General features: G+C 67.9%; 23 protein-coding genes and 1 riboswitch. Of the genes, 12 read left to right on the forward strand and 11 right to left on the reverse strand.

Going from position 1 to position 23,464, the window contains the following annotated elements:
• The first annotated feature begins 44 nt into the window (after positions 1–44).
• The 6 genes from IB268_RS21760 (at position 45) to IB268_RS21785 (ending at position 5,663) form a co-directional block, all read left to right on the forward strand.
• Complete coding sequence (locus tag IB268_RS21760) at positions 45–1,043, forward strand: tripartite tricarboxylate transporter substrate-binding protein (RefSeq protein WP_125471146.1); 999 nt, start codon at positions 45–47, stop codon at positions 1,041–1,043.
• Positions 1,044–1,100: 57 nt separating this feature from the next.
• Positions 1,101–1,868 carry an IclR family transcriptional regulator gene (locus IB268_RS21765; RefSeq protein ID WP_054456990.1) on the forward strand — a complete coding sequence of 256 codons (768 nt, stop codon included), beginning with the start codon at positions 1,101–1,103 and terminating at the stop codon, positions 1,866–1,868.
• Positions 1,869–2,169: 301 nt separating this feature from the next.
• On the forward strand, positions 2,170–2,622 hold the full coding sequence (locus IB268_RS21770) for a MaoC family dehydratase (RefSeq protein ID WP_054456992.1): 453 nt from the start codon (positions 2,170–2,172) through the stop codon (positions 2,620–2,622).
• 26 nt (positions 2,623–2,648) lie between these two features.
• On the forward strand, positions 2,649–3,503 hold the full coding sequence (locus IB268_RS21775) for a CoA ester lyase (protein ID WP_192354791.1): 855 nt from the start codon (positions 2,649–2,651) through the stop codon (positions 3,501–3,503).
• Positions 3,504–3,505: 2 nt separating this feature from the next.
• Complete coding sequence (locus IB268_RS21780) at positions 3,506–4,663, forward strand: CaiB/BaiF CoA-transferase family protein (protein WP_192354792.1); 1,158 nt, start codon at positions 3,506–3,508, stop codon at positions 4,661–4,663.
• 25 nt (positions 4,664–4,688) lie between these two features.
• Positions 4,689–5,663 (forward strand): tripartite tricarboxylate transporter substrate binding protein, encoded by a 975-nt coding sequence (locus IB268_RS21785; RefSeq protein WP_192354793.1) that lies wholly within the window; start codon positions 4,689–4,691, stop codon positions 5,661–5,663.
• A 69-nt stretch (positions 5,664–5,732) separates the two neighbouring features.
• Here IB268_RS21785 and metF read toward each other — a convergent pair whose 3' ends face one another.
• The 9 genes from metF to IB268_RS21830 all read right to left on the reverse strand — a co-directional run bounded on the left by metF (position 5,733) and on the right by IB268_RS21830 (position 14,226).
• Positions 5,733–6,581, reverse strand: coding sequence for a methylenetetrahydrofolate reductase [NAD(P)H] (gene metF, locus IB268_RS21790; RefSeq protein ID WP_054456999.1), 849 nt, complete (start codon positions 6,579–6,581; stop codon positions 5,733–5,735).
• The gene (locus IB268_RS21795; RefSeq protein ID WP_006389784.1) at positions 6,581–6,916 is read right to left on the reverse strand and encodes a phage holin family protein; all 336 of its coding nucleotides are present in this window, start codon (positions 6,914–6,916) and stop codon (positions 6,581–6,583) included. The genes metF and IB268_RS21795 overlap by 1 nt, the downstream gene beginning before the upstream one ends.
• Positions 6,917–7,036: 120 nt before the next feature.
• Positions 7,037–8,455 (reverse strand): adenosylhomocysteinase, encoded by a 1,419-nt coding sequence (gene ahcY, locus IB268_RS21800; protein WP_054457001.1) that lies wholly within the window; start codon positions 8,453–8,455, stop codon positions 7,037–7,039.
• A 100-nt stretch (positions 8,456–8,555) separates the two neighbouring features.
• A riboswitch (S-adenosyl-L-homocysteine riboswitch) is annotated at positions 8,556–8,691 on the reverse strand.
• Positions 8,692–8,726: 35 nt separating this feature from the next.
• On the reverse strand, positions 8,727–9,833 hold the full coding sequence (locus IB268_RS21805; RefSeq protein ID WP_192354794.1) for a glycosyltransferase family 1 protein: 1,107 nt from the start codon (positions 9,831–9,833) through the stop codon (positions 8,727–8,729).
• Positions 9,834–9,911: 78 nt separating this feature from the next.
• Positions 9,912–10,148 (reverse strand): DUF1289 domain-containing protein, encoded by a 237-nt coding sequence (locus IB268_RS21810; RefSeq protein WP_054457003.1) that lies wholly within the window; start codon positions 10,146–10,148, stop codon positions 9,912–9,914.
• Positions 10,149–10,259: 111 nt separating this feature from the next.
• Positions 10,260–11,147 (reverse strand): alpha/beta fold hydrolase, encoded by an 888-nt coding sequence (locus IB268_RS21815; protein ID WP_175162366.1) that lies wholly within the window; start codon positions 11,145–11,147, stop codon positions 10,260–10,262.
• The gene (gene leuD, locus IB268_RS21820; RefSeq protein ID WP_125471153.1) at positions 11,144–11,791 is read right to left on the reverse strand and encodes a 3-isopropylmalate dehydratase small subunit; all 648 of its coding nucleotides are present in this window, start codon (positions 11,789–11,791) and stop codon (positions 11,144–11,146) included. Before leuD ends, IB268_RS21815 begins: the two co-directional genes overlap by 4 nt.
• Complete coding sequence (leuC, locus tag IB268_RS21825; protein WP_192354795.1) at positions 11,788–13,209, reverse strand: 3-isopropylmalate dehydratase large subunit; 1,422 nt, start codon at positions 13,207–13,209, stop codon at positions 11,788–11,790. The genes leuD and leuC overlap by 4 nt, the downstream gene beginning before the upstream one ends.
• Positions 13,210–13,245: 36 nt before the next feature.
• On the reverse strand, positions 13,246–14,226 hold the full coding sequence (locus IB268_RS21830; protein ID WP_054457011.1) for a tripartite tricarboxylate transporter substrate binding protein: 981 nt from the start codon (positions 14,224–14,226) through the stop codon (positions 13,246–13,248).
• A 125-nt stretch (positions 14,227–14,351) separates the two neighbouring features.
• Between IB268_RS21830 and IB268_RS21835 the strand changes: the two genes are divergently transcribed.
• Positions 14,352–15,275 carry a LysR family transcriptional regulator gene (locus tag IB268_RS21835; protein WP_054457013.1) on the forward strand — a complete coding sequence of 308 codons (924 nt, stop codon included), beginning with the start codon at positions 14,352–14,354 and terminating at the stop codon, positions 15,273–15,275.
• Positions 15,276–15,314: 39 nt separating this feature from the next.
• On the opposite strand, the gene IB268_RS21840 is transcribed toward IB268_RS21835, so the two are convergent.
• Positions 15,315–16,319 (reverse strand): Lrp/AsnC family transcriptional regulator, encoded by a 1,005-nt coding sequence (locus IB268_RS21840; RefSeq protein ID WP_192354796.1) that lies wholly within the window; start codon positions 16,317–16,319, stop codon positions 15,315–15,317.
• Between the two features lie 81 nt (positions 16,320–16,400).
• On the opposite strand from IB268_RS21840, the gene IB268_RS21845 reads away from it, so the two are divergent.
• Positions 16,401–17,717 carry an MFS transporter gene (locus IB268_RS21845; RefSeq protein ID WP_054457017.1) on the forward strand — a complete coding sequence of 439 codons (1,317 nt, stop codon included), beginning with the start codon at positions 16,401–16,403 and terminating at the stop codon, positions 17,715–17,717.
• A 79-nt stretch (positions 17,718–17,796) separates the two neighbouring features.
• On the forward strand, positions 17,797–19,224 hold the full coding sequence (locus tag IB268_RS21850; protein ID WP_054457019.1) for an amidase: 1,428 nt from the start codon (positions 17,797–17,799) through the stop codon (positions 19,222–19,224).
• 70 nt (positions 19,225–19,294) lie between these two features.
• Here IB268_RS21850 and metK read toward each other — a convergent pair whose 3' ends face one another.
• The gene (gene metK / locus IB268_RS21855) at positions 19,295–20,458 is read right to left on the reverse strand and encodes a methionine adenosyltransferase (RefSeq protein WP_059374170.1); all 1,164 of its coding nucleotides are present in this window, start codon (positions 20,456–20,458) and stop codon (positions 19,295–19,297) included.
• A 278-nt stretch (positions 20,459–20,736) separates the two neighbouring features.
• On the opposite strand from metK, the gene IB268_RS21860 reads away from it, so the two are divergent.
• Genes IB268_RS21860 through dapF form a run of 3 tightly spaced genes read left to right on the forward strand, consistent with a single transcriptional unit; the run spans position 20,737 to position 23,461 of the window.
• Entirely contained in the window at positions 20,737–21,603 is an 867-nt protein-coding gene (locus IB268_RS21860; protein WP_054457024.1) for a lysophospholipid acyltransferase family protein, read from the forward strand.
• Between the two features lie 34 nt (positions 21,604–21,637).
• On the forward strand, positions 21,638–22,528 hold the full coding sequence (locus IB268_RS21865) for a lysophospholipid acyltransferase family protein (RefSeq protein ID WP_054457026.1): 891 nt from the start codon (positions 21,638–21,640) through the stop codon (positions 22,526–22,528).
• Between the two features lie 21 nt (positions 22,529–22,549).
• On the forward strand, positions 22,550–23,461 hold the full coding sequence (gene dapF, locus IB268_RS21870) for a diaminopimelate epimerase (protein WP_192354797.1): 912 nt from the start codon (positions 22,550–22,552) through the stop codon (positions 23,459–23,461).
• Positions 23,462–23,464 lie beyond the last annotated feature (3 nt).

The raw sequence follows: 23,464 nt of genomic DNA on the forward strand, positions 1-23,464 counted from the left end.
ATGCTTTGCCTTGGGGGCCCCGACAACACCACAAGGAGCGAGACATGCCCCCTATCTACGCGCGCGCCCTCAAGCGTGCAGCATGGCCCGTGCTGGCCCTGTCCTGCCTGGTTTCCGGCGCCGCCGGCGCGCAAGGCGCCTATCCCAACCATCCCATTTCGCTGGTCGTGCCGTTCGCGGCGGGCGGGCCGACCGATGTCGTGGCGCGCAGCCTGGGCGCGTCCATGTCCAAGACGCTGGGCCAAAGCATCATCATCGAGAACCGCACCGGTGCGGGCGGCACGCTGGCGTCCCAGCACGTGGCGCGCGCCGCGCCCGACGGCTATACCTTCCTGATCCACCATAACGGCATGGCCACCGCGCCAGCGCTGTACCGCAAGCTGTCGTTCAATCCGCTGACGGACTTCGCCTACGTGGGCCAGGTGGCCGACGTGCCCATGACGCTGCTGGGCCGCAAGGACCTGCCCGCGGACGGCATGAAGGACTTCATCAAGTACGCCAAGGAAAACGGCAACAAGATCAACCTGGCCAACGCCGGCCTGGGCGCGGTGTCGCAGCTCTGCGGCATGCTGCTGCAGGAATCGCTGGGCGTGCAGTTCACCACCGTGCCCTATGCCGGCACGGCGCCGGCGATGACCGCGCTGCTGGGCGGCCAGGTGGACGTGCTGTGCGATCAGACCACCCAGACCATTCCGCAGATCAAGGCCGACCGCGTGAAGCTGTACGGCGTCACCACGCTGGAGCGCATCAAGACGCTGCCTGATGCGCCGACCCTGCAGGAGAACGGCCTGAAGGGCTTCGAGGTCAAGGTGTGGCATGGCGTCTACGCGCCCAAGGGCACGCCGCCAGAAGCCGTCGCGAAGTTCAACGAGGCCCTGCGCGCCGCGCTGAAGGATCCTGCCTTCACGCAGAAGATGGCGGAACTGGGCGCCGAGATCGTGCCGGAATCCAAGCAGACGCCGCAGGGCCTGCAGACCTGGCTGCAATCCGAGGTCGACAAATGGGGCGGCATCATCCGCAAGGCGGGGGTGTACGCGGACTGATGGCGCGGCGGGCGGCGGCGGTTGCTGCTGCCCGTTCATGAATATATATTCGCGTGCATGAGTACGAACGACGTAAAAAGCGCCAGGCGCGTCCTGGACATCCTGCAATTCTTCGCCGCGACGCGGGCGCCGGCCACGCTGTCGCAGCTTTCGGCCGGACTGGGCATCCCCAAGTCCAGCTGCCTGGCCTTGCTGGACACGCTGGAAGGCGACGGCTACGCGCATCAGACTGCGGGCCGTTATTACCTCACCCGCCGCTGGCTGAACGAGGCCCGCACTGTGGCCGAGCATGACCAGCTGACCACACGCATCCGGCCCACGCTGGAGGCGCTGCGCGACGAATTGGACGAGACCCTGATCCTGGCGCAACGGTCGGGCGACCAGGTGGTCTACCTGGACGTGGCCGAGCCCGAACGCATCGTGCGCTTCACGGCCAGGGTCGGCCAGCAAAAACCGCTGCATGCATCGGCCTCCGGGCGTGCCCTGCTGGGCGCCATGCCGCCTGCCGAACGCGAGGCGCTGGTCGCGCGCCTGCCCCTGGACCGCTATACCAGCAAGACGGTCAAGACTCACAAGCAACTGCTGCAGCTGATCGATTCCGAAGCCCGGCGCGGCTGGCACGTCAATCTGGCGGAGCATCAGGCCGATACCCTGTCGGTTGCCGCGCCGCTGGTGTTGTACGGCGCCGTGCTGGCGCTGGTCGTGGGCGCTCCGCTGGACCGTTCCGCCTCCCGCGCCGACCTCATCGGCCAGACCTTGCTTGCCGCCGGCCGCGAACTCACGCAACGCCTGGACAGCCCGGCGCCCGCCGTGACTGCCTACTAAGGCCAGCCCCTAAAAGGGCTTCCGCCGCTCCGGCCGCCTGGCTGCCCCGAGAGGCGCCTGGCGGCCGCGCCTTTACCTCCCCTTCCTGCTTTCCGCCGCGTCACCCGCGCTGGCGGCGCGCGCCTGCGTCCTCTGCGGCTGCGCAGGCTCCTGCGGGTTTACGACTAGGCAAAACCATTGCCCGCCTTCGTTCATGAATATAAACTTTTGTTCAAGAGTAAGAACGCGGATCGGGATTACCGGTAGCGGCCGCTCGAATTCCGGGCCAATACCCCGGCGCTCTCTACATGAAGGAAAGAAAATGGCTGGCCTTTATTACGAACAGTTTTCGCCCGGGCAGGCGTTCGAGCATGCCTGGACCCGCACCCTGACCGAAATGGACAACGTGCTGTTCAGTTCCCTGACGATGAACGTGCAGCCGCTGCATCTGGACGCGCATTTCGCCGCGCAGACGGAGTTCGGCAAGCCTTTGGTCAACAGCCTGTTCACGCTGGGCCTGCTGATCGGCATGACGGTCAACGACACCACCCTGGGCACCACCGTGGCCAATCTGGGCATGACCGACGTGAACTTCCCCAAGCCGGTTTTCGCGGGCGACACCTTGCATGTGCACACCCGCGTGCTGTCGGTGCGTGAGAGCAAATCGCGCCCCAACGCGGGCATCGTCGAGTTCGAGCACACCGCGCTGAACCATCGCGACGAAGTCGTGGCCACGTGCAAGCGTTCGGCCTTGATGCGCAAGCGTCCGGCCTGAGCTTGCCGCCGTCCAGGAGGACCACGATGACCCGCTCCCTGCTGTTCGTGCCCGGCGATTCCGGGCGCAAGTTCGATCACGCGGCCGCCAGCGCCGCCGATGCCCTGATCCTGGACCTGGAAGACTCCGTCGCCCCGGACCAGAAGCCTGCTGCGCGCAAGGAAGTCCGCGCCATGCTGGAACGCGGCGCGGCAGGCAAACAACTATGGGTGCGCATCAACGCGCTGGAGGGCGGCGACGCCCTGGCCGATCTGGCCGCCGTGATGCCCGCCGCCCCCTATGGCATCGTGCTGCCCAAATGCGCCGGCCGCGATGGTCTCCTGCACCTGTCGCACTATCTGGACGCCTTCGAGGCCACGGCCGGCACGGCCCCTGGCGTCACACGCATCCTCGCCATCGTCACCGAGACCGCGCAGTCGCTATTCGGTCTGCACGACTACCGCGACGCCACGCCGCGGCTGTGGGGCCTGTCCTGGGGCGCGGAAGACCTGGCCGCCGACGTCGGCGCGCTGCGCAACCGCGAGGCGGGCCGCTACACGGAACCCTTCCGCCTGGCGCGCTCGCTGTGCCTGATGTCGGCCGCCGCGGCCGGCGTGCGCGCCATCGACACGGTCTGCATCGACCTGGACGCGCCGGACGTTTTGGCGGCCGAGGCCGGCGAAGCCTTCCGCGACGGGTTCGTCGGCAAGATGGCGATCCATCCGCGCCACGTAGCCGCCGTCAATGCGGCGCTGAGCCCGGACGACGGCCAATTGCAATGGGCCCGCGCGGTCATTGCCGCCTTCGCCGCCAACCCGGGCGCGGGCACCTTGCGGCTGGACGGCAAGATGATCGACCGCCCGCACTTGCGCCTGGCGCGCCGCCTGCTGGGGGAGGACTGAACATGCCCGGACCACTGCACGGCATACGCGTCGTCGACATGACCAGCGTCGGCATGGGGCCCATGGCCACCCAGATGCTGGGCGACATGGGCGCCGACGTCATCAAGGTGGAATCCGCCGAGGGCGACGTGTTCCGTCACGTCACCCCCCAGCGCCATGCCGCCATGAGCCATACCCATCTGAACCTGAACCGCAATAAGCGCAGCGCGGTGATCGATGCCAAGACCCCCGAAGGCCGTGCGCAACTGGACGCGTTGATCGGCGGCGCCGACGTCTTCATCTCCAACATGCGCGCCCCGGCGATGCGCCGCCTGGGCCTGGATTACGCGACGCTGCAGCCCCGTTTTCCCGAACTGGTCTATTGCGCCTGCTATGGCTATTCGGAGCAAGGCCCTTACGCGGGACGCGCCGCCATCGACGACACCATCCAGGCCGCGTCGGGCATGGCCTGGCTGCAGGGCGGCGCGGGCGAGCAGGCGCCGCGCTATGTCAATTCCGTGGTCGCCGACAAGGTGGTGGCGCTGTACGTGGCCAACGCCGTCACCAGCGCCCTGTTGGCGCGCGAGCGCGGCGCGGGCGGCCAGGCCGTGGAAGTGCCGATGTTCGAATGCATGGTGGCCTTCCTGGCGCCGGAACATCTGGCGGGGCTGACCTTCGTGCCGCCCGAAGGGCCGGCGGGCTATACGCGCCTGCTCAATGAGTACCGCCGCCCGTTCCGCACGCAGGACGGCTACATGAGCGTGGTGCCTTACACCACGCCGCAATGGCGGCGCTTCTTTGCGCTGGCCGGCAACCCCGAGATGGCGCAGGACCCGCGCTACCTGACGCTCAACAGCCGCAGCAAGCATTTTCCCGAGCTATACAGCTACGTCGAAGGCGTGCTGGGCAAGCGCACCACCGCGCAATGGATCGAACTGCTGGCGACCGCCGACATCCCCTATGCGCCGGTCAACGGCTTCGAGGAACTGCTGGCCGACCCGCACTTGCGGGCCACCGGCTTCTGGCATGAATCCGAGCACCCCACCGAAGGGCGCCTGATCCAGGCGGGCCTGCCCGTCCGCTTCAGCCGCACGCCGGCAGAGATCCGGCGGCATCCGCCCGGCCTGGGCGAACACACAGCCGAGATCCTGGCGGAAGCCCAGGCCGGCCGGACGTCCTAAGGTTCCAAAGCACGAGGAGACAGACATGAAAAACAACATCCGATCCGCCCTGATCGCCGCCGCGCTGTGCCTGCCGTCCCTGACAGGCGCAGCCCCCGGCTATCCGCAGGCGGACAAGCCCATCCATTTCGTGGTCGGCTTTCCCGCTGGCAGCACCATCGACAACGTCTCGCGCGTGGTGGTGGACGATATCCGCGCCCGCACCGGCGCGCAGATCATCGTCGAGAACAAGCCCGGCGCGCTGGGCGTGCTGGGCGTGGACACGGTGGCGCGGGCCGCGCCCGACGGCTACACCATGATGCCGAGTTCCAGCGCCACCAGCTCGTCCGGCCCCTACCTGTCCAAGGCCTTCCAGCGCTATGACGCCATGAAGGACTTCACCCAGGTCGGGCGTGTGGTGCGCTTCGACGTGGTCATCGTCACGCGCGCCGCCGGCCAGCATGGCGACGCGCGCCAACTGGTGGCGACAGCCAAGGAAAAGCCGAACTCGGTGACCAGCGGCTATGGCTCCGGCACGGGCCAGGTGGTGGCGGCGGCGTTCAGCCGCGCAGCCGGCGCCGAGGTGCTGGCGGTGCCCTACAAGGGCCAACCGGCCGCCATCACCGACCTGCTGGGCGGGCGCATCGATTTCGTGGCGGCCGACCTGGGGGCCGTGCTGCCGCAGATCCGCGCCAAGAACCTGAACGCCGTGGCCCTGGTTTCCAACAAGCGTTCGACCATCCTGCCGGCCGTGCCCACCGCCCAGGAACTGGGCATGGGCAGCCTGGACCTGACCGGCTGGATCGGCGTGGCCGGCCCCGGCGGCCTGGCGCCCGAGGCGGCGAAGTGGTGGTCCGAGCAACTGACGGCCACGATGCAGCAACCCGCGATCCAGGAGAAGCTGCGCGCCATGGGCATGGAGCCCGATCTGGCTACCGGCGATCCCTTGCAGCAGTTCGTGCGCAGCCAGTACGACGCCTGGGGCCAGCAGATCCGGCAAGCGGGCATCCAGCCGGAGTAAGCGGCGGGCTTGCCCAAAGAAAAGCCCACCCTCGCGGGTGGGCTTGGCCTTTCTGGCGGGTGCAGCCTGTTACGCCTGCACGGACAGTTCCTTCCACACCGCCAGCGGCGCTTCCGCGTGGTTCAAGGTGTAGAAATGCAGGCCCGGCGCGCCGTTGTCCAGCAGCGTCTGGCACAGCTCGGTCACCACGTCCACGCCGAAGGCGCGGATGGAGGCCTTGTCGTCGCCGAACTCGGCCAGGCGCAGGCGGATCCAGCGCGGCACTTCCGCACCGCACATTTCCGAGAAGCGCAGCAGTTGCGTGTGGTTCGTGATGGGCATGATGCCCGGCACGATGGGCACGTTCACGCCCTTGGCCTGGGCCCGGTCGACGAAGTCGAAGTAGGCGTCGGCGTTGAAGAAGTACTGCGTGATCGCGGCGTCGGCGCCGGCTTTCACCTTGTTCACGAAATGGTTCAAGTCGGCGGAGGGATTGGCCGCCTGGGGATGCATTTCGGGATAGGCCGCCACTTCGATGTGGAACCAGTCGCCCGTTTCCTCGCGGATGAACGACACCAGCTCGTTGGCGTAGCGCAGTTCGCCCGCATCGCCGCCCATGCCCGAGGGCAGGTCGCCGCGCAGGGCCACCACGCGCCGCACGCCCTCGTTCTTGTAGGCCTGGAGGATGTCCCGCAGATCCTGGCGCGTGGCGCCGACGCACGACAGGTGCGGCGCCGCCTCGCAGCCCAGGTTGCGCAGCGTGCGCACGGCATCCGCCGTGCCGGCGCGGGTGGAGCCGCCCGCGCCGAAGGTCACGCTGACGTACTTGGGCTGGATGGCCAGCATCTGCTTGGCCGCGCGCACCAGCCGCTCCTGGCCGGCCAGGTCGCGCGGAGGGAAGAATTCCAGACTGAAAGCGGGAGTAGTCGAGTCAGACATTAGGGGATCAGCTTCGTGAGCAGGCCAGAGATGATGCTGTACAGGATCGCACCGCCCACGGCCCACCAGAACCCGTTGACCTGGAAGCCCTTCAGCACGGAGCCGACGAACCAGAACAACAAGGCGTTGATGACGATGAGGAAGAGACCGAGAGTGACGATCGTGATGGGCAGTGTCAGCAGCACCAGCACCGGTTTGACCAGCATGTTCACCAGGCCCAGCACCAGCGCGGCGATGAGCGCCGATCCGAAGCTGGCCACGGTGATGCCGGGCAGCAGGTAGGCCACGGCCAGCAGGGCCACCGCGTTCAGGATCCAGACGAGTATCAATGCCATGTTCGATCTCCTGTTGTGAGCCCGCCGGCCCTGCCGCGGCGATACGTACGCGACAGGGGTCCTGCGGACCGGAAAGCCCGCGCCGGCATGGCGCGGCACTTTCCTATTTTGCTACAACCATCAATAGCGGTAGTGCTCGGGCTTGTAGGGGCCTTCGACCGGCACGTTGATGTAGTCGGCCTGATCCTGGCGCAGCGTCGTGAGCTTCACGCCCAGCTTCTTCAGGTGCAGGCGGGCGACCTTCTCGTCCAGGTGCTTGGGCAGCACGTAGACCTGACCCGACTGGTAGGCTTCGTTGCGCGTGAACAGCTCGATCTGGGCGATGGTCTGGTTGGCGAACGAGGACGACATCACGAACGACGGGTGGCCGGTGGCGCAACCCAGGTTCACCAGGCGGCCCTGGGCCAGCAGGATGATGCGCTTGCCGTCCGGGAAGATGACGTGGTCGACTTGCGGCTTGATCTCTTCCCACTTGCAGTCGGCCAGGCTGGCGACGTCGATTTCGTTGTCGAAGTGGCCGATGTTGCACACGATGGCCTGGTCCTTCATGGCGTTCATGTGCTCACGCGTGATGACGTGGTAGTTGCCGGTGGCGGTGACGAAGATGTCGCCGTGCGCGGCGGCTTCTTCCATGGTCACGACCTTGAAGCCTTCCATGGCAGCCTGCAGGGCGCAGATCGGATCGACTTCGGTGACCCAGACCTGGGCGCGCAGCGCGACCAGCGCCTGGGCGCAGCCCTTGCCCACGTCGCCGTAGCCGGCCACGACGGCAACCTTGCCGGCGACCATCACGTCGGTGGCGCGCTTGATGCCGTCGACCAGCGATTCACGGCAGCCGTACAGGTTGTCGAACTTGGACTTGGTGACCGAGTCGTTGACGTTGATGGCGGCAAAGGCCAGCTCGCCCTTTTGCGACATCTGGTACAGGCGATGCACGCCGGTGGTGGTTTCTTCCGTCACGCCCTTGATCAGGGCCAGGCGGGTCGAATACCACTTGGGATCGCGCTTGAGGGTTTCCTTGATGGCGGCGAACAGGATGCGCTCTTCGTCGCTGCCCGGGTTGGCCAGCACCGAGATGTCCTTCTCGGCCTTGGTGCCCAGGTGCAGCATCAAGGTGGCGTCGCCGCCGTCGTCGAGGATCATGTTGGCGTTTTCGCCATTGGGCCATTCGAAGATCTTGTGGGTGTACTGCCAGTACTCTTCCAGCGTTTCGCCCTTGACGGCGAAGACCGGGGTGCCCGACGCGGCGATGGCGGCGGCGGCGTGGTCCTGCGTGGAGAAGATGTTGCACGAGGCCCAGCGCACTTCGGCGCCCAGGGCCACCAGCGTTTCGATCAGCACGCCGGTCTGGATGGTCATGTGCAGGCTGCCGGCAATGCGCGCGCCCTTGAGCGGCTGCTTGGCGGCGAATTCCTCGCGGATGGCCATCAGGCCGGGCATTTCGGTTTCGGCGATGGCGAGTTCGCGGCGGCCCCAGCCGGCCAGCGACATGTCGGCGACGAGGTAGTCGGAGAAGGATTTATCGGTCACAGCGTTCATGGTGTGTAGGCTCCACGTGAAATACGAACGGCGCAGGATATGGCCGGACAACGCGAAGGCACCACGAAGGTCGAGTGCTCGCCTTTCCCGCCATATGCGACAAAGGTGAGCGCCGTTGCTGTAGCGCCGCGCAAGGCGCGCCGCTTGAACAAGGATTCCTGAGCCTGGCGAGCCTGGCTCCGCTTGCCGTGCCGGCTGGCGGGAACCGCAGGGTCGTCGCAACGCTCCTCAGGATTGCCGGGCATTGTACCCGGGAACCGTGCACCAGGGATCAAACCCCTGGCTCCCTGGCGGGCATTTCGCCACCCGGCCGCCGCGCAAGCATGGCCCCTTCAGGGACGCACGACGCCTCGGCATGTTCCGCGCCGCGGGCGCTCCCATCCAGCGGCACCAGTGCAGCCAGCAGGGTCGCGGCCACCGAGTCCCAGCTGCGCGTCAGGGCATGTTCGCGCACCGCATGGCGGTCCAGCGACAGGGCCGAGCGGCAGGCATGGGCCAGGTCTTCGTCCAGGAAACCGGTGACGCCCTGGGTCACCACCGCCAGCGGCGCTTCGCTGCGGAAAGCGGCCACCGGCGTGCCGCAGGCCATGGCCTCCAGCATGACCAGACCGAAGGTGTCCGTCAGGCTGGGGAAGACGAAGGCGTCGGCCGACCCGTAGAGCGCCGGCAGCGCTTCGTCTTGCCGCATGCCCAGGAAAATCGCGTCGGGAAAGCGCTTCTTCAGCCGCGCCTCATCCGGCCCCGCCCCCACCACTACCTTGCTGCCCGGCAGGTCCAGCGACAGGAAGGCGTCCAGATTCTTCTCGCGCGCCACGCGGCCCACGCTCAGGAATACGGGACGGGGCAGGTCCGGGAAGGCCTCGCCCGCCCCCGGCTGGAACTTGCGCGGGTCCACCCCGCGCGACCAGATCTGCAGGTTGGCGAGGCCGCGCCGCGCCAGCACGTCGCGCACCGTGGACGTCGGCACCAGCACCCGCTGCGAGGGCCGGTGAAACCAGCGCAGATAGCGCCAGGGCAAGGCCGCCGGGATGCCCATGCGCGCCTGCAGGTAGTCCGGGAACATGGTGTGGAACGAAGTCGTGAAGCGCCAGCCCCGCGCCAGCGCCATGCGGCGGGCGGCCAGTCCCAGCGGACCTTCGGTGGCGATATGCAGGGCGTCGGGCACGAGGTCGCCCAGGATGCGGCGCAATTGCCGGCCGGGCTGCAGACACAGCCGCAGGTCGGGCTCCGAAGGCGCCGGCACGGTGCGGCTGCCCTGCGGGTTCACCACGATCAGCTCGTGGCCCCATTCTCCGAGGATCTGCTGCATGGTCGTCCAGGTGCGGACGACGCCATTGACTTGCGGATGCCAGGCATCCGTGACCAGGACGATGCGCATGATGGAGCCGGAAGTGGGCAATAGCGCGATTTAGCCCGCGCCATGTGACATGCCCAAGACGGCCTGCGCGGCCGCCGGCTAGTTGTTGCGGCGGGGATACCCTTGCGCCGTGATGCGCACCCAGACTTCGCGCTTTTCCTCTTCCGTCATGAACACCCAGTTGGCGACTTCCATGGCGGTGCGGCCGCAGCCGCGGCAGATGTCGTCAAACAGCGTGGAGCAGACGGCCACGCAGGGCGAATCCGAAGCCTTGAAGGCGCGTTGCGCGTCTTCGGCGTCGGGGAGTTTGGAGAGGTCGACGTGGTGCTGATTCATCGGGCGTAGGTTAACACCGGCAGTGCGTCCCCTTTTAGAAGGCCCTATGCCCCGCCCGGACTTGAATGCCTGTCCGCGCGCGGGGTGCTACATGCGGGCCGAGCCCTGCCGCTAGCGCCAGCCGAAGAACTCTCCGGCCTGCGCCAGCAGCGCGTCCGGGCACTCTTCCGCAAGATAGTGCGCGCCCGGCAACGGGCCTCCGGACACCTCGTCGGCGATCGCGCGCCACAGCGCCAGCACATCGAAATTCCGGCCCACCGCGCCGCGCTCGCCCCACAGCGCACGCAGTGGCATGCGCAGGCGTTCGCCGGCCTCCCGGCCGGCGCGGTCGTGCTCCAGGTCCAGCGTGGCGGAGGCGCGGTAGTCCTCGCAGATGCCCGTGGCCCAGCCGGGCAGTTGCGCCGCGCGTTCGTACTCGGCCATGGCCTCGGCGGAAAAGTGCGCCAGCCCGCCAGGCCGTCCGCCCATCACGGAACGCAGGTAGAACACCGGGTCGCGCTGGATCATGGTTTCGGGCAGCGGCGCCGGCTGGATCAGCCAGAACCAGTGGAAATAGGCCTGGGCGAAGGCGCGCGTGGTGCCTTCGTACATGTCCAGCGTGGGCGCGATGTCCAGCAGCATCATGCGGCTGACGGCGGCGGGATGGTCCAGCGCCAGCCGGTGCGCCACGCGCGCGCCGCGGTCGTGCGCCAGCACCTCGAAGCGCTCGTGGCCCAGGGCGCGCATCAGCTCGATCATGTCGGCCGCCATCTCGCGCTTGGAATGGGCAGAATGGTCCGGCGATGCGGCAGGCTTGTCGCTATCGCCGTAGCCGCGCAGGTCCGCCGCCACGCAAGTGCGGTGGCGCGTCAGTTCCGGCCAGACGCGATGCCAGATGGCGTGGGTCTGGGGATGGCCGTGCAGCAACAGCAACGGCGGGCCAGCGCCGTCGACGCGGGCTGCGATCTCGATGCCGTTGGCCGCGATGCGGCGCACGGGCAGGTCGAAGAATGCGGTCATATGGCCTCTCGGTCCAGGCGGTCGCGCACGCGGCGCGCCAGGTCTTTCATCCAGGGGTGCCGCGCCCAATGCCCGGCCTCGAAACTTTCCACCTCGTCCAGCTGCTGCAATGAGGCGCCCACCATGTCCTGCCCCTGCACGTACATGCGGCGGTGACGTTCTGGCAGCGTGAACGCCGCTGTCCAGCCGTCCATGGCGGTGACGCTCCCTGCCGCCACATCGATGCTGACGCGGTTGGTGGCCGTATTGGACACCCTGGCGAGCAAGGCGTCGATCTCGGCCGGCGCCAGGCTGATCAGCAGCAGGCCGTTGTTTACGGCATTGAAGTAGAAGATCTCGCCGAAGCTGGGCGCGATCACCGCGCGGATGCCGAACTGCTGCAAGCCCCACACCGCATGCTCGCGACTGGAGCCGCAGCCGAAATTCGGCCCCGCGACCACGATGGACGCCCCGGCATAGGCGGGCTGGTTCAGCACGAAATCGGGCCTGGGCGCGCCGCCCGCATCAAAGCGCAGATCATGCAGCAGGCCGCGGTCCAGCCCTGCCTTGTCGATGATGCGCAGAAACTGCTTGGGCATGATCTGGTCGGTGTCCAGATTGGAAAAAGGCAGCGGCGCGGCAACGCCCTCGATGGTTGCGGTCATGCGTGTTGCTCCCAGACGCGGACGTCGACAATGCGGCCGGCCAGCGCGGCGGCGGCGGCCATCGCCGGAGACATCAGGTGCGTGCGGCCCGCGCGCCCCTGCCGGCCTTCGAAATTGCGGTTGGTGGTGGAGGCGCAGCGCTCGCCCGGGCTGAGCACGTCGTCGTTCATGGCCAGGCACATGGAACAGCCAGGCTGGCGCCATTCGAAGCCGGCCTCGATCAATTGCGCCGCAATGCCTTCGGCCTCGGCCTGCGCGCGCACCGCGCCCGATCCGGGCACCACCATGGCCCGCACGCCGGCGGCCACCTTGCGGCCGCGCACCACGGCTGCCGCCGCGCGCAGATCCTCGATGCGTCCGTTGGTGCAGGAGCCGATGAACACGCGGTCTATCGGCACGCCGGCTATCGGCGTACCCGGCGTCAGGCCGATGTAGTCCATGGCCTTCTCCAGCGCCAGGCGGGCCAGCGCGTCGGGCTCGGCCTGCGGGTCCGGCACCACGCCATCCACCGGCATGGCCTGGTCCGGGCTGGTGCCCCAGGTGACGAAGGGCGCGATCGCGGCGGCATCCAGCACGTGCTCGGCATCGAACACGGCGTCCCCGTCCGAGCGCAGCGTGGCCCAATAGGCGCGGGCCTGGGCCAGCGTCTCGCCTTGAAGTTCGGGCGCATGCGCGGCGACGTAGGCCTCGGTGGTGGCGTCCGGCGCGATCAACGCGGCGCGGGCGCCGGCTTCCACCGTCATGTTGCACAAGGTCATGCGGGCCTCGGCGGACAGCGCGGCGATGGCCTCGCCGCAGAACTCCACCGCATGGCCGCGCGCGCCTTGCGCGCCGATGCGGTGCACGATGCAGATCACCAGGTCCTTGGCGGTGACGCCGGCCGGCAGCGCGCCATCGACGCGAATGCGCATGTTGCGCGCCACGCGGTACGCCAGCGTCTGCGTGGCCAATATGTGTTCGACCTCGGACGTGCCGATGCCGAAGCCCAGCGCGCCCAGCGCGCCGTAGGTGGTGGTGTGGCTGTCACCGCACAGCACCACCATGCCCGGCAGCACCATGCCATGCTCGGGCGCGATCACGTGTTCGATGCCTTGCAGCGGATCGGTGGTGTCGAACAGCGCGATGCCCTGCTCGTCGCAATTGCGCTTGAGGTTCAGCGCCTGGCGCGACGAAGCGTCGTCGGCGATCACGCGCAGTGCCGCCGGCACCGAATGCGTGGGGATGATGTGGTCCACCACCGCCATCTGCTGCCCGGGGCGCAGCACGCCGCGCCCGCGCGCGGCCAGGCCGCTGAAGGCCTGCGGGCTGGTGTATTCGTTCATGATATGCAGGTCGACGTAGAGCAGGATGTGCTCGTCGTCGATCCGGGCCACCTCATGGCTGGCCACCAGTTTGTCGTACAGCGTCTTGCCGGGCATGTCTTGCGTCCTTCGTAGTTGGGTCTTGCGGCCCGGTCAGTTGGCCTGGATGCCGGCGTCCTTGACGATGCCAGCCCAGCGCGTCATCTCGGCGGCTACCATGGCGTCCGTCTTGGCGGGCGAGGAAATCAGCGGATCGAAGCCCTCGCGGCCCATGCGCTGCGCCAGCTCCGGCGAACGCAGGGCCTGTTCGAGCTTGGCGTTCAGCGTGTCGATCACGGCTTGCGGCGTGCCCGCGGGCGCGCTGATCACGAACCAGGTGTTGAACTCGTAGCCGGGCAGCCCGGATTCGGCGATGGTGGGCACGTCAGGCAAGAGCGGCGAACGCGTGGTGCCGGTCACGCCCAACGCCTTGAGCTTCTTGCCGTCGACCTGTGGCTTGGCTGCGGACAGCACCGGAAAGCTCATCTGCACCTGGCCGCTGATGGTGTCCACCATGGCCGGGCCGCCGCCCTTGTAGGGCACGTGCAGGATCTGGGTCTTGGACACCGACTTGAACAGTTCCGCGGCCATGTGGAAGGTGCTGCCCGTGCCTGCCGAACCGAAGCTCAGGTCGTTGGCGGGCCGCGCGCGCACATAGGCCAGCAGCTCGCTCACATTGGCCACGGGCAACTGGTTGGTCACCGTCAGCACGTGCTGCGACGTTCCTATCGTGCCGACCGAACGCAGGTCCTTGGCTGTGTCGAACGGCATGTTCTGGAACAGCGCCGGGTTGATCGCCAGCGACATGGTGTTGACGGCCAGCGTGTAGCCGTTGGGCTCGGCGCGCGCCACTGCGGCCATGCCGATGTTGCCGGAAGCGCCAGCGCGATTCTCCACCACGACACTCTGCCCCAGGGCGCGGCCCCAGGCGTCCGAAATCAGTCGCGCGGCGATATCCACGCTGCCGCCGGGCGCGAACGGCACGATGAGCGTCACGGCGCGCTGGGGAAAGGCGTCGGCGGCGGCGGCCGGTTGGGTCCAACAGGATGCGGCAATGGCCGCGCATAGAACGCCGGCCGCTTTGTTGATCTTCATTCCTGGTCTCCTCGGTTGGCCGCGCAGGCGGCTCTTTAGTGGTGAGGCCAGTGTATAAGCGGGTCTTCTTCTTATAATTGCTTATCCAGATAAAGCTTTATTAAATTCAGTTTATAAATAAGCGCATGGACGCCCTCTCCGATCTCGCCTTCTTCTCACTGGTAGTGAAGCACGGCAATCTGTCCGCCACCGCCCGCGAACTGGGCCTGACGCCGCCCGCGGTCAGCACGCGCCTGGCCAAGCTGGAGCAGCGCCTGGGCGTGCGGTTGCTGAACCGCACCACCCGCCGGGTCAGCGTCACGCAGGAAGGTGAGCTATATCTGGCCGAGGGCGCACGCATCCTGACGGACCTGGAGGCGCTGGAACGTTCCGTATCGAGCGCCCGCGCCCGTCCCCAAGGGCTGCTGCGGCTGAACGCCACGTTCGGCTTCGGCCGCGCCCACATCGTGCCCGCCGTGTCGGACTTCGCCCGCCAGTACCCGGAAGTGGAAGTGCAGATGCGGCTGACCGACAGGCCGCTGAACCTGATCGAGGAAGGCTTCGACGTGGCGGTGCGCTTTGGCGACCTGCCCGATGCGCGCCTGACCGCGCGCAAGATCGCCTCCAATCGGCGGCTGCTGTGCGCGTCGCCGCGCTACCTCGAAATCCATGGCGAGCCGCGCGCGCCGGGCGACCTGCAACGCCACCGCTGCATCGTGGTGCGCGAGAACGACGTGGCCTACGGCACCTGGCGGCTGGAATCGGGCCAGCGCGCGGAGACAGTGAAAGTGCGCGGTCCGCTCAGTTCCAACGACGGGCAAAGCGCCCTGGAATGGGCGCTGGACGGTCACGGCATCGTCATGCGTTCGGAATGGGAAACGGCCGAGCACCTGCGCGCCGGCCGCCTGCGCGCGGTGCTGGCCGACTGGCGCACGCCGCCCGCGGACATCCACGCGCTGTATCCCGAACGCCTGAACCTTCCGGCCAAGACGATCGCTTTCGTGGAGTTCCTGTCGCAGCGCTTCGCCCGGCATTTGCGTGCGCCCGGTTCGGACGACGCGGTCTGGTGAACACGCGGCGTCATATTCCGCACTGACGGGGACGCAACGCTACGCGTCCGCCCCCAGCCGCGCGCCGGCGCGCACGATGCCGCAGCGCTTGTGCGCCCGCATCACCACGCCGACTTCGCTGTTCAACACGCCATCCAGCTCGCCCAGGCGGCGCGTCACCACGTCCCACAAGTGCAGGCTGTCGCGGCACAGCACGTGCCAGAACAGCTGCGACGCGCCGCTGGTGCCGAACAGGCAGCGGGTGTTGGGATCCAGCGCCAGATGCGCGGCCAGCGCGTCCACGGCTTGAGGGCGCACTTGCACGGAGATAACCGCCTCCACAGGAAAGCCGACCAGCGCCGGCTCCACTTCCACACGGAAACTCAGCGCGCGGCGCTCCACCATGTTGTGCAAGAGACGCTGCGCGGTGGGTTCACTGACTCCAGCCTGCTCGGCCAGTTCGGCCAGGCTGGCGCGGCCATCACGCATCAGCCAGGCCACCATGCGCTGCTCGGCGTCCGTCAACGCCGCGGGCGGCTGCGCCATGGCGGACTCGGCCGCCGCCGCATCGGGCAGGGCCTGGATGCGCCACTGGCCGGCGCGCCGGAACGGCCGCAACACCAGCCGCGCCTCCACGTGCTCCACCCCGTCGATGGACGGCAGCACACGCGTGACCACGTCCGGCATGTCGGCCGCGTCCGCCAGCGTCAGCTCGGCCATCAGGTCGGCCGAACCGGCCAGCGTGACCACCAGCTGGCTCAGGTCCAGCCGCGCCAGCTGATCGGCCACCTCGGGCACGCGGCCCGACCGGCAGCGCACCCAGGCGTGCAGCACCACGCCGCGGCCGGTGGCCAGGGGATCGGGTTCCGCGATGACACGCAGGGCATCGGCATCCATCAGGCGCTTGATGCGGCGCGCGACAGTGCGCTCGGGAATGCCGGTGGCGGCTCCCAGCTCGCGCCAGGACGCACGCGGCTCCGCCTGCAGCGCGATGAGACAGGCGAGATCGGTGTCGTCCAGCCCCGGAGCTAGGGGCTTACCCTTACTTGACGTGTCCATATTCATTAAATTAACGTTCGCGCATTGATAAAAACACAAAATTAAACGGTCTTTTTGACCAAAAATAAATTCTTATTTGAGGTTTTCATGAGCAGCACTTCAGCGCCCCTGCGCAAGCCGCAGGGGGCAGCCGCCTCGGCCGGCACCGCGCCCGTTTCCCGCTCGCGCACCATTCTGGCCGGTAGTGTAGGCAATGCCGTCGAATGGTTCGACTGGACCATCTACGCGTCCTTCGCCATCTTCTTCTCCAGCCAGTTCTTCCCCGAAGGCAATGAAACCACGGCCCTGCTGGCGACCTTCGGCATTTTCGCGGTGGGCTTCTTCATGCGTCCGGTCGGCGGCTGGCTGCTGGGCATCTTCTCCGACCGCTACGGCCGCAAGGCCGCGCTGGGCCTGACCATCCTGATGATGGCCGGCGGCTCGCTGATCATCGCCGTCACCCCCACCTACGCCTCCATCGGCCTGGCCGCGCCGCTGCTGCTGACCGCTGCGCGCCTCTTGCAAGGCCTGTCGCTGGGCGGAGAGTATGCCTCGGCCACGACCTTCCTGGCGGAAATGGCGCCGCCCAACAAGCGCGGCTTCTATTCCAGCTTCGTGTTCTTCAGCGCCGCCGTGGGCATCCTGGCCGCCTCGGCCATCGGCTGGGTGCTGACCTCGACCTTGACCAAGGTCGAGATGGCCGCCTGGGGCTGGCGCATTCCGTTCTTCCTGGGCGCGCTGGGCGGCCTGGCCGGCATGTGGATCCGCCGCTCGATCCCGGAGACCGAAGCGTTCTCGCACGCCAAGAAGGCTGGCGTCGAAAAGCAGCCGCTGCGCACGCTGCTGCGCGACCATCCGCGTGAAGTGCTGCGCATCGTGGGCTTCTCCATCCTGACCACGTTCGCGTTCTACATCTTCGTGGCCTACGTGCCCACCTACGCCATCCGCCAGGTGCATGCCGACCCAAAGACCGCGTTCGCCGCCAACACCGTCGCGCTGATCGTGTTCATGCTGGTGCAGCCGCTGTTCGGCATCCTGTCCGACCGCATCGGCCGCAAGCCGCAGCTGATCTTCTTCGCCGCCGGCTACCTGGTGTTCTTCTATCCGCTGATGACCACGCTGGGCCCGTCGTTCGGTTCGATCCTGGCGGTGGAGCTGTTCGGCCTGGTGCTGTACGCCATGTACACCTCGATCGCGCCGGCCATCATGTCGGAACAGTTCCCCACCAGCGTGCGCGCCGTCGGCATCGGCACGCCGTACAACCTGGTCGTGGCCCTGCTGGGCGGCACCACGCCCTACCTGCTGACCTGGCTGCAAAGCAAGGGCATGGAGCGCTGGTTCTTCTACTACGTGCTGGCGGGCGCCGTGATCACCCTGATCACCTTCATCCGCATGCCGGAAACCAAGGGCCAGAGCCTGAAGTAAGCAGAGAGAACGAACGTCACGCAATAGCGCTTTCCGGTTCCCGCGGGACCGGAAAGCTTTTTCTTTTCCGATGAGACCCATGCCAGCACTAGACACCGCCCTGCACTTCCAAGACGCCCAGGCCCTGGCCGGCGCCATCCGCCGGCGCGAACTGAGTTCGCGCCAGGTCACCACCCACTTCCTGGACCGCATCGAGCGCGCCCCCGCGCTGGCTGCCTACAGTGAAGTCACGGCCGAGCGCGCGCTGGCCCAGGCCGACGCCGCCGACCGCCTGCTGGCCGCGGGCATTGTGCTGGGTCCCCTGCACGGCGTGCCCGTGGCGGTAAAGGACAGCGTGCAATGGGACGGCGTCAGCGCCAGCCTGGGTTCGCTTGCCTTGCAAGGCCGGATCAGCGGTGAAACGGCGGTGCCGCTGCACAAGCTGGCCGCCCAGGGCATGGTGGTGCTGGGCAAGACCCGCATGACCGAGTTCGCCTTTGGCCTGTCGGGCCAGAACCCCACCCAAGGCACGGCGCGCAACCCTTGGGACGCGCAGACGGCGCGCGCGCCGGGCGGCTCGTCCAGCGGCGCCGGCGTGGCCGTGGCCGCGGGCCTGGCGCCGCTGGCGCTGGGTGGCGACACCGGCGGCTCGGTGCGCGCGCCGGCGGCTCTGAATGGCCTGGTGGGCTACAAGCCGTCCACCGGCGTGATCAGCCGCGCCGGCTGTCTGCCCTTGTCGGACACGCTGGACGTGCTGGGTCCGATCACACGCACGGTGGCGGATGCCCGGCTGCTCACCCGACTGCTGGCCGGCCCCGACATCGGCGACGCGGCCACGCTGGAATTTCCCGCAAGCGCCATCGCCGCCTTGCGCCAGCCCGCCGCGCGCGCCCCCGGTCCGGTGGCGGTGCTGGCGCCCGACGCCTGGCCCGCTTCCTTGGCCGACGCCGGCCTGCGGGCCTGGCGCGAAGCCGAGGAAAACCTGGCGCGGGCCGGCTACACGCCCACGCCCTGGCATCCGCCCGCGGCCCTGTCCTTTGCCCGCATGGCCGACGACAACTCGCTGGTGCTGGCCTATGAGGCCTACCGCTATTACGGCGCGCTGGCCGAAGACCCGGCCACGCCGCTGTGGGAAGTGGTGCGCAAGCGCATCGCGGCCGGCGGCCGGATCGCGCAGGCCGACTACGAAGCCGCGCTGCAACGCCGCGCCGCCGACATGGCCGCGTTCGCGCAAGCGATGCAAGGCCTGGACGCCCTGCTGATGCCCGCCTGCGACCAGGCCGCGCAAGCGCTGGACGCCGACGATACGCGCCACGCCGGACTGGGCAAGCTGCTGCGTCCCGCCAACTTCCTGGGCGCGGCCGCCATCTCGCTGCCCGTGGGCTTCGATGCCGAAGGCATGCCCATGGCGGTGCAGTTGCTGGCGCCGGCAGGCGGCGACGCGGCAATGCTGGATTGCGCCGCGGCGCTGGAGCCGGTGCTGGCGCCTAAGCTGCGCCGGCCCGATCTGTCGGCCTGGGGACTGTAAGGTCCCTGCCGCAATGAAAAAGCCCCCGCGTTTTTTCGCGGGGGCTTTTCTTATTCAAGCGCCAGGAAGGTTACGCGCTCTTCTTCAGCGCCTGCACCTTGTCCGTGGCTTCCCACGAGAATTCCGGCTCGGAACGGCCGAAGTGGCCATAGGCCGCGGTCTTGGCGTAGATCGGGCGCAGCAGATCCAGCATGTTGACGATGCCCTTCGGACGCAGATCGAAGTGCTCGCGCACCAGCTTGGCGATCTGGTCGTCGGGGATGACGCCCGTGCCTTCCGTGTAGACGGTGATGTTGATGGGCTCGGCCACGCCGATGGCGTAGCTGACCTGCACCTGGCACTGGCGCGCCAGGCCGGCGGCCACGATGTTCTTGGCCACGTAGCGGGCGGCGTAGGCGGCCGAGCGGTCGACCTTGGAAGGATCCTTGCCCGAGAACGCGCCGCCGCCGTGCGGGCATGCGCCGCCGTAGGTGTCGACGATGATCTTGCGGCCGGTCAGGCCGCAATCGCCTTGCGGACCGCCGATGACGAAGCGGCCGGTCGGGTTGACCAGGAACTTCGTTTGCGGCGTGATCAGGCCTTCGGGGAAGCTGGGCTTGATGATGTCTTCGATCACCGCTTCGCGGATGGTCTCTTGCGAGACCTCGGGCGCGTGCTGGGTCGACAGCACAACGGTGTCGACTTCAGCCGGGCGGCCGTCGATGTAGCGGAACGTCACCTGCGACTTGGCGTCGGGACGCAGCCACGGCAGACGGCCGTCCTTGCGCAGTTCGCTCTGGCGCTGCACCAAGCGGTGCGCGTACCAGATCGGGGCCGGCATCAGGTCGGGGGTTTCGTCGCAGGCATAGCCGAACATCAGGCCCTGGTCGCCCGCGCCCTGGTTCAGGTAGTCCTCGGAGCTGCGGTCCACGCCCTGGGCGATATCCGGCGACTGCTTGTCGTAGGCGACCAGCACCGCGCAGCCCTTGTAGTCGATGCCGTATTCGGTGTTGTCGTAGCCGATGCGGCGGATCGTGTCGCGCGCGACCTGGATGTAGTCGACGTTGGCGGTGGTGGTGATTTCGCCAGCCAGCACTACCAGACCGGTGTTGCAGAGGGTCTCGGCTGCGACGCGCGCATTCGGGTCCTGCGTGAAGATCGCGTCCAGGATCGAGTCGGAGATCTGGTCGGCAACCTTGTCGGGGTGCCCTTCGGAGACGGATTCGGAAGTAAAGAGAAAGTCGTTGTTGGCCACAGATGCGTCCTTGGTGGCCGGCGTTGCCGGCGCATAGGTTCACGAGGCGCGTTGCACCCCTGACCGCAAGACATACGCAAATCTGGGCGCGACGCTTTAGCGGATTTGGCAAGAGGCGCGCAAAGCGCTGTACCCTTGCCGTCGCCCCGCAAGTTGTCGGTTAACTCGGCGACTGCGCTATTTTAAGCGAAAATGCGGTTCTGCCGCCAAAGCTGGGGGACGTATGCATATAGCCCCAGACCCAGGCGCACTTTCTGTCCGTCCCATTTTTCTGCCGCATGCTGCTCTTCCTGTTCAGATCATTCGCCGCCCTGCCCCTTTCCGTCGCGCACGCCGTGGGGCGGCTGGCCGGGCGTGCGATCTACGCCTGGCCGGGCAAGTACCGCCGGCGGCTGCAGGCCAACGCGGCCCAGGCCGGCTACCCCGATCCGGCCTTCGCGCGACGCGCGGCGGGCGAAATCGGCGCCATGATCCTGGAGAGCCCGCGGGTCTGGTTCCGCAATGAACAAAGCCTGGCCCAGGTGATCTCGGACGACAACGACGTGGTCAGCGCGGCCCGCGCCGAGAACCGCGGCATCCTGTTCCTGACGCCGCATCTGGGCTGCTTCGAGATCACCGCGCGCTACCTGGCCCGCCAGATGCCCATGACCGTCATGTTCCGGCCGCCGCGCAAGGACGTCCTGGCCCCGCTGCTGGAAACCGCGCGCAACACCTCGGCCGTCAACGCCGTGCCGGCCACCATGCAGGGGGTGCGCGAATTCGTGCGCGCCCTGCGCCGCGGCGAATCCGTCGGCATGCTGCCCGACCAGGCGCCCAGCGTGGGCGACGGCGTCTGGGCGCCGTTCTTCGGGCGCATGGCCTACACCATGACGCTCCCCGGCAAGCTGGCCACGCAGACGGGCGTACCCATCATCCTGACCGCAGGCGAACGACTGCCGGGAGGCCGGGGCTGGCGCATCCACTATGTGCGCGTGCCCGAGCCGCTGCCCGCCGACGCCGCCGAGCAGGCCGCGCTGCTCAACGCCGCCATGGAAACGCTGATCCGCCGCTGCCCGGAGCAATACCTCTGGAGCTACAACCGCTACAAGACGCCGCGCGGCGCGCCGCCGGCTCCCGCCGCCGACGCTGCTACTCCGGCAAGCTGAACCACCGCGCCCTGTCCGCTCCCTATTACCGACCATGACTGATTTCAAAACGCGCGCGCTGACATCCCTGTTGAAATGGTTCGGCCGCATCAAGCCGTCGACCCGGCAGCGCATCGGCGCAACCCTGGGCTGGCTGGCCCCGCGGCTGGCCAAGTCGCGCGCCCGCATCGTGCGCCGCAATCTGGAACTGTGCTTTCCCGACCAGCCGGAACACGTGCGCGAACAGTGGGTCGCGGACCATTTCCGCGCGCTGGCGCAATCCATCGTCGACCGCGGCGTGCTCTGGTACGGCACGCCCGAAGCCATCAAAGACATGGTTACGCAAACTGGCGCGGACCGCATCAACGCGCTGACCGCGCAGGGCCGCCCGGTCATCCTGCTGGCGCCCCATTTCATCGGGCTGGACGCGGCCGCGACGCGGCTCACCATGGAGGTGCCCAGCGCCGCCACCATGTACACGCCCCAAAGCGATCCCCAGGTCGACGCCATCGTGGCCGCCGGCCGCAAGCGCTTCAACGAGGTCTTTCTGGTCAGCCGCAAGGACGGCGTGCGCGACCTGATCCGCCACCTGCGTGAGCCCCGCCCCGTCTACTACCTGCCGGACATGGACTTCGGCCGCCAGGGCGCCACCTTCGCGCCGTTCTTCGGCGTGCCTGCGGCGACGTTGCTCGCCACCGCCCAGCTGGCCAAGAAATGGGATGCCGCCGTGCTGCCCATCCTGGACTTCTGGAACCCGGATACCGGCCGCTACCACGTCGAAGTGCTGCCGCCGCTGGCCGACTTCCCCGGGACCGAATCGCTGGAAGACGCCACCGCGCGCCTGAACCGCGAGCTGGAATCCTGGGTGCGCCGCTGCCCCAGCCAGTACTACTGGGTCCATCGCCGCTTCAAGACCCGTCCGCCGGGCGAACCCAAACTCTACTGAGTCCGCAGCTCGCGCCCCAATATGGGCGATAATCCAGTGATGAACTGGAACTTCACCAAAATGCATGGCGCGGGCAACGATTTCGTCGTGCTCGACGGGGTCCGCCAGACCATCGAAATGACGCCCGAGCGCGCCCGCGCCTTGGGCGACCGGCATTTCGGCATCGGCGCCGACCAGATCCTCCTGGTCGAACGCGCGACCCGGCCCGATGCCGATTTCCGTTACCGCATTTTCAATTCCGACGGCAGCGAGGTCGAGCACTGCGGCAATGGCGCGCGCTGCTTCGTGCGCTTCGTGCACGAGCAGGGCCTGTCCGACCGCAACCCGCTGCGCGCCGAAATCGCCACCGGCATCCTGGTGCTGGATCAGGGCGACGACGAGCAGGTCACCGTCGACATGGGCAGCACGCGCTTCGAGCCCGCCGCGCTGCCGTTCGACACCGCTGGCCTCGCCGCGCGGGTCGAAGGCCAGGACACGCTGTGGGAACTGGAACTGGACGCGCCCGCCGGCCTGCCGCGCACCGTCGCGCTGTCCGCCGTGGCGATTTCCAATCCGCACGCCGTGCAGGTGGTGGACGACGTCGACACCGCGCCCGTGTCCGTTCTCGGTCCCCTGATCGAAACCCATCCGCGCTTCCCGCGCCGCGTCAACGCCGGCTTCATGCAAATCGTGGATCGCAACAACATCCGCCTGCGCGTGTTCGAACGCGGCGCCGGCGAAACCCTGGCCTGCGGCACGGGCGCCTGCGCCGCCGTCGCGGCCGGCATCCGCCGCGGCCTGCTGGACTCGCCGGTGCGCGTGCAAGCGCGCGGCGGCGTGCTGACCGTCGCCTGGAACGGCGAGCAATTGCGCATGACCGGCCCTGCCGAGTCCGTCTTCACGGGGCAGGTCGATATCGACAAGCTCGTCTTCTCCATGGGGCTGAACCGATAAGCC

Origin of the sequence: Achromobacter sp. ACM01, assembly GCF_014851745.1 — a bacterium.
Classification (GTDB): domain Bacteria; phylum Pseudomonadota; class Gammaproteobacteria; order Burkholderiales; family Burkholderiaceae_B; genus Achromobacter; species Achromobacter aegrifaciens.

Coding starts and splice junctions, on each gene's coding strand:
- IB268_RS21865 (WP_054457026.1), top strand. CDS start 21,638: ATGACTGATTTCAAAACGCGCGCGCTGACATCCCTGTTGAAATGGTTC.
- IB268_RS21815 (WP_175162366.1), bottom strand. CDS start 11,147: ATGACCGCATTCTTCGACCTGCCCGTGCGCCGCATCGCGGCCAACGGC.
- IB268_RS21860 (WP_054457024.1), top strand. CDS start 20,737: ATGCTGCTCTTCCTGTTCAGATCATTCGCCGCCCTGCCCCTTTCCGTC.
- leuD (WP_125471153.1), bottom strand. CDS start 11,791: ATGACCGCAACCATCGAGGGCGTTGCCGCGCCGCTGCCTTTTTCCAAT.
- metF (WP_054456999.1), bottom strand. CDS start 6,581: ATGTCTGACTCGACTACTCCCGCTTTCAGTCTGGAATTCTTCCCTCCG.
- IB268_RS21785 (WP_192354793.1), top strand. CDS start 4,689: ATGAAAAACAACATCCGATCCGCCCTGATCGCCGCCGCGCTGTGCCTG.
- IB268_RS21850 (WP_054457019.1), top strand. CDS start 17,797: ATGCCAGCACTAGACACCGCCCTGCACTTCCAAGACGCCCAGGCCCTG.
- IB268_RS21770 (WP_054456992.1), top strand. CDS start 2,170: ATGGCTGGCCTTTATTACGAACAGTTTTCGCCCGGGCAGGCGTTCGAG.
- IB268_RS21805 (WP_192354794.1), bottom strand. CDS start 9,833: ATGCGCATCGTCCTGGTCACGGATGCCTGGCATCCGCAAGTCAATGGC.
- IB268_RS21795 (WP_006389784.1), bottom strand. CDS start 6,916: ATGGCATTGATACTCGTCTGGATCCTGAACGCGGTGGCCCTGCTGGCC.
- IB268_RS21845 (WP_054457017.1), top strand. CDS start 16,401: ATGAGCAGCACTTCAGCGCCCCTGCGCAAGCCGCAGGGGGCAGCCGCC.
- IB268_RS21760 (WP_125471146.1), top strand. CDS start 45: ATGCCCCCTATCTACGCGCGCGCCCTCAAGCGTGCAGCATGGCCCGTG.
- IB268_RS21830 (WP_054457011.1), bottom strand. CDS start 14,226: ATGAAGATCAACAAAGCGGCCGGCGTTCTATGCGCGGCCATTGCCGCA.
- ahcY (WP_054457001.1), bottom strand. CDS start 8,455: ATGAACGCTGTGACCGATAAATCCTTCTCCGACTACCTCGTCGCCGAC.
- leuC (WP_192354795.1), bottom strand. CDS start 13,209: ATGCCCGGCAAGACGCTGTACGACAAACTGGTGGCCAGCCATGAGGTG.
- IB268_RS21840 (WP_192354796.1), bottom strand. CDS start 16,319: ATGAATATGGACACGTCAAGTAAGGGTAAGCCCCTAGCTCCGGGGCTG.
- IB268_RS21835 (WP_054457013.1), top strand. CDS start 14,352: ATGGACGCCCTCTCCGATCTCGCCTTCTTCTCACTGGTAGTGAAGCAC.
- IB268_RS21810 (WP_054457003.1), bottom strand. CDS start 10,148: ATGAATCAGCACCACGTCGACCTCTCCAAACTCCCCGACGCCGAAGAC.
- IB268_RS21765 (WP_054456990.1), top strand. CDS start 1,101: ATGAGTACGAACGACGTAAAAAGCGCCAGGCGCGTCCTGGACATCCTG.
- dapF (WP_192354797.1), top strand. CDS start 22,550: ATGGGCGATAATCCAGTGATGAACTGGAACTTCACCAAAATGCATGGC.
- IB268_RS21775 (WP_192354791.1), top strand. CDS start 2,649: ATGACCCGCTCCCTGCTGTTCGTGCCCGGCGATTCCGGGCGCAAGTTC.
- IB268_RS21780 (WP_192354792.1), top strand. CDS start 3,506: ATGCCCGGACCACTGCACGGCATACGCGTCGTCGACATGACCAGCGTC.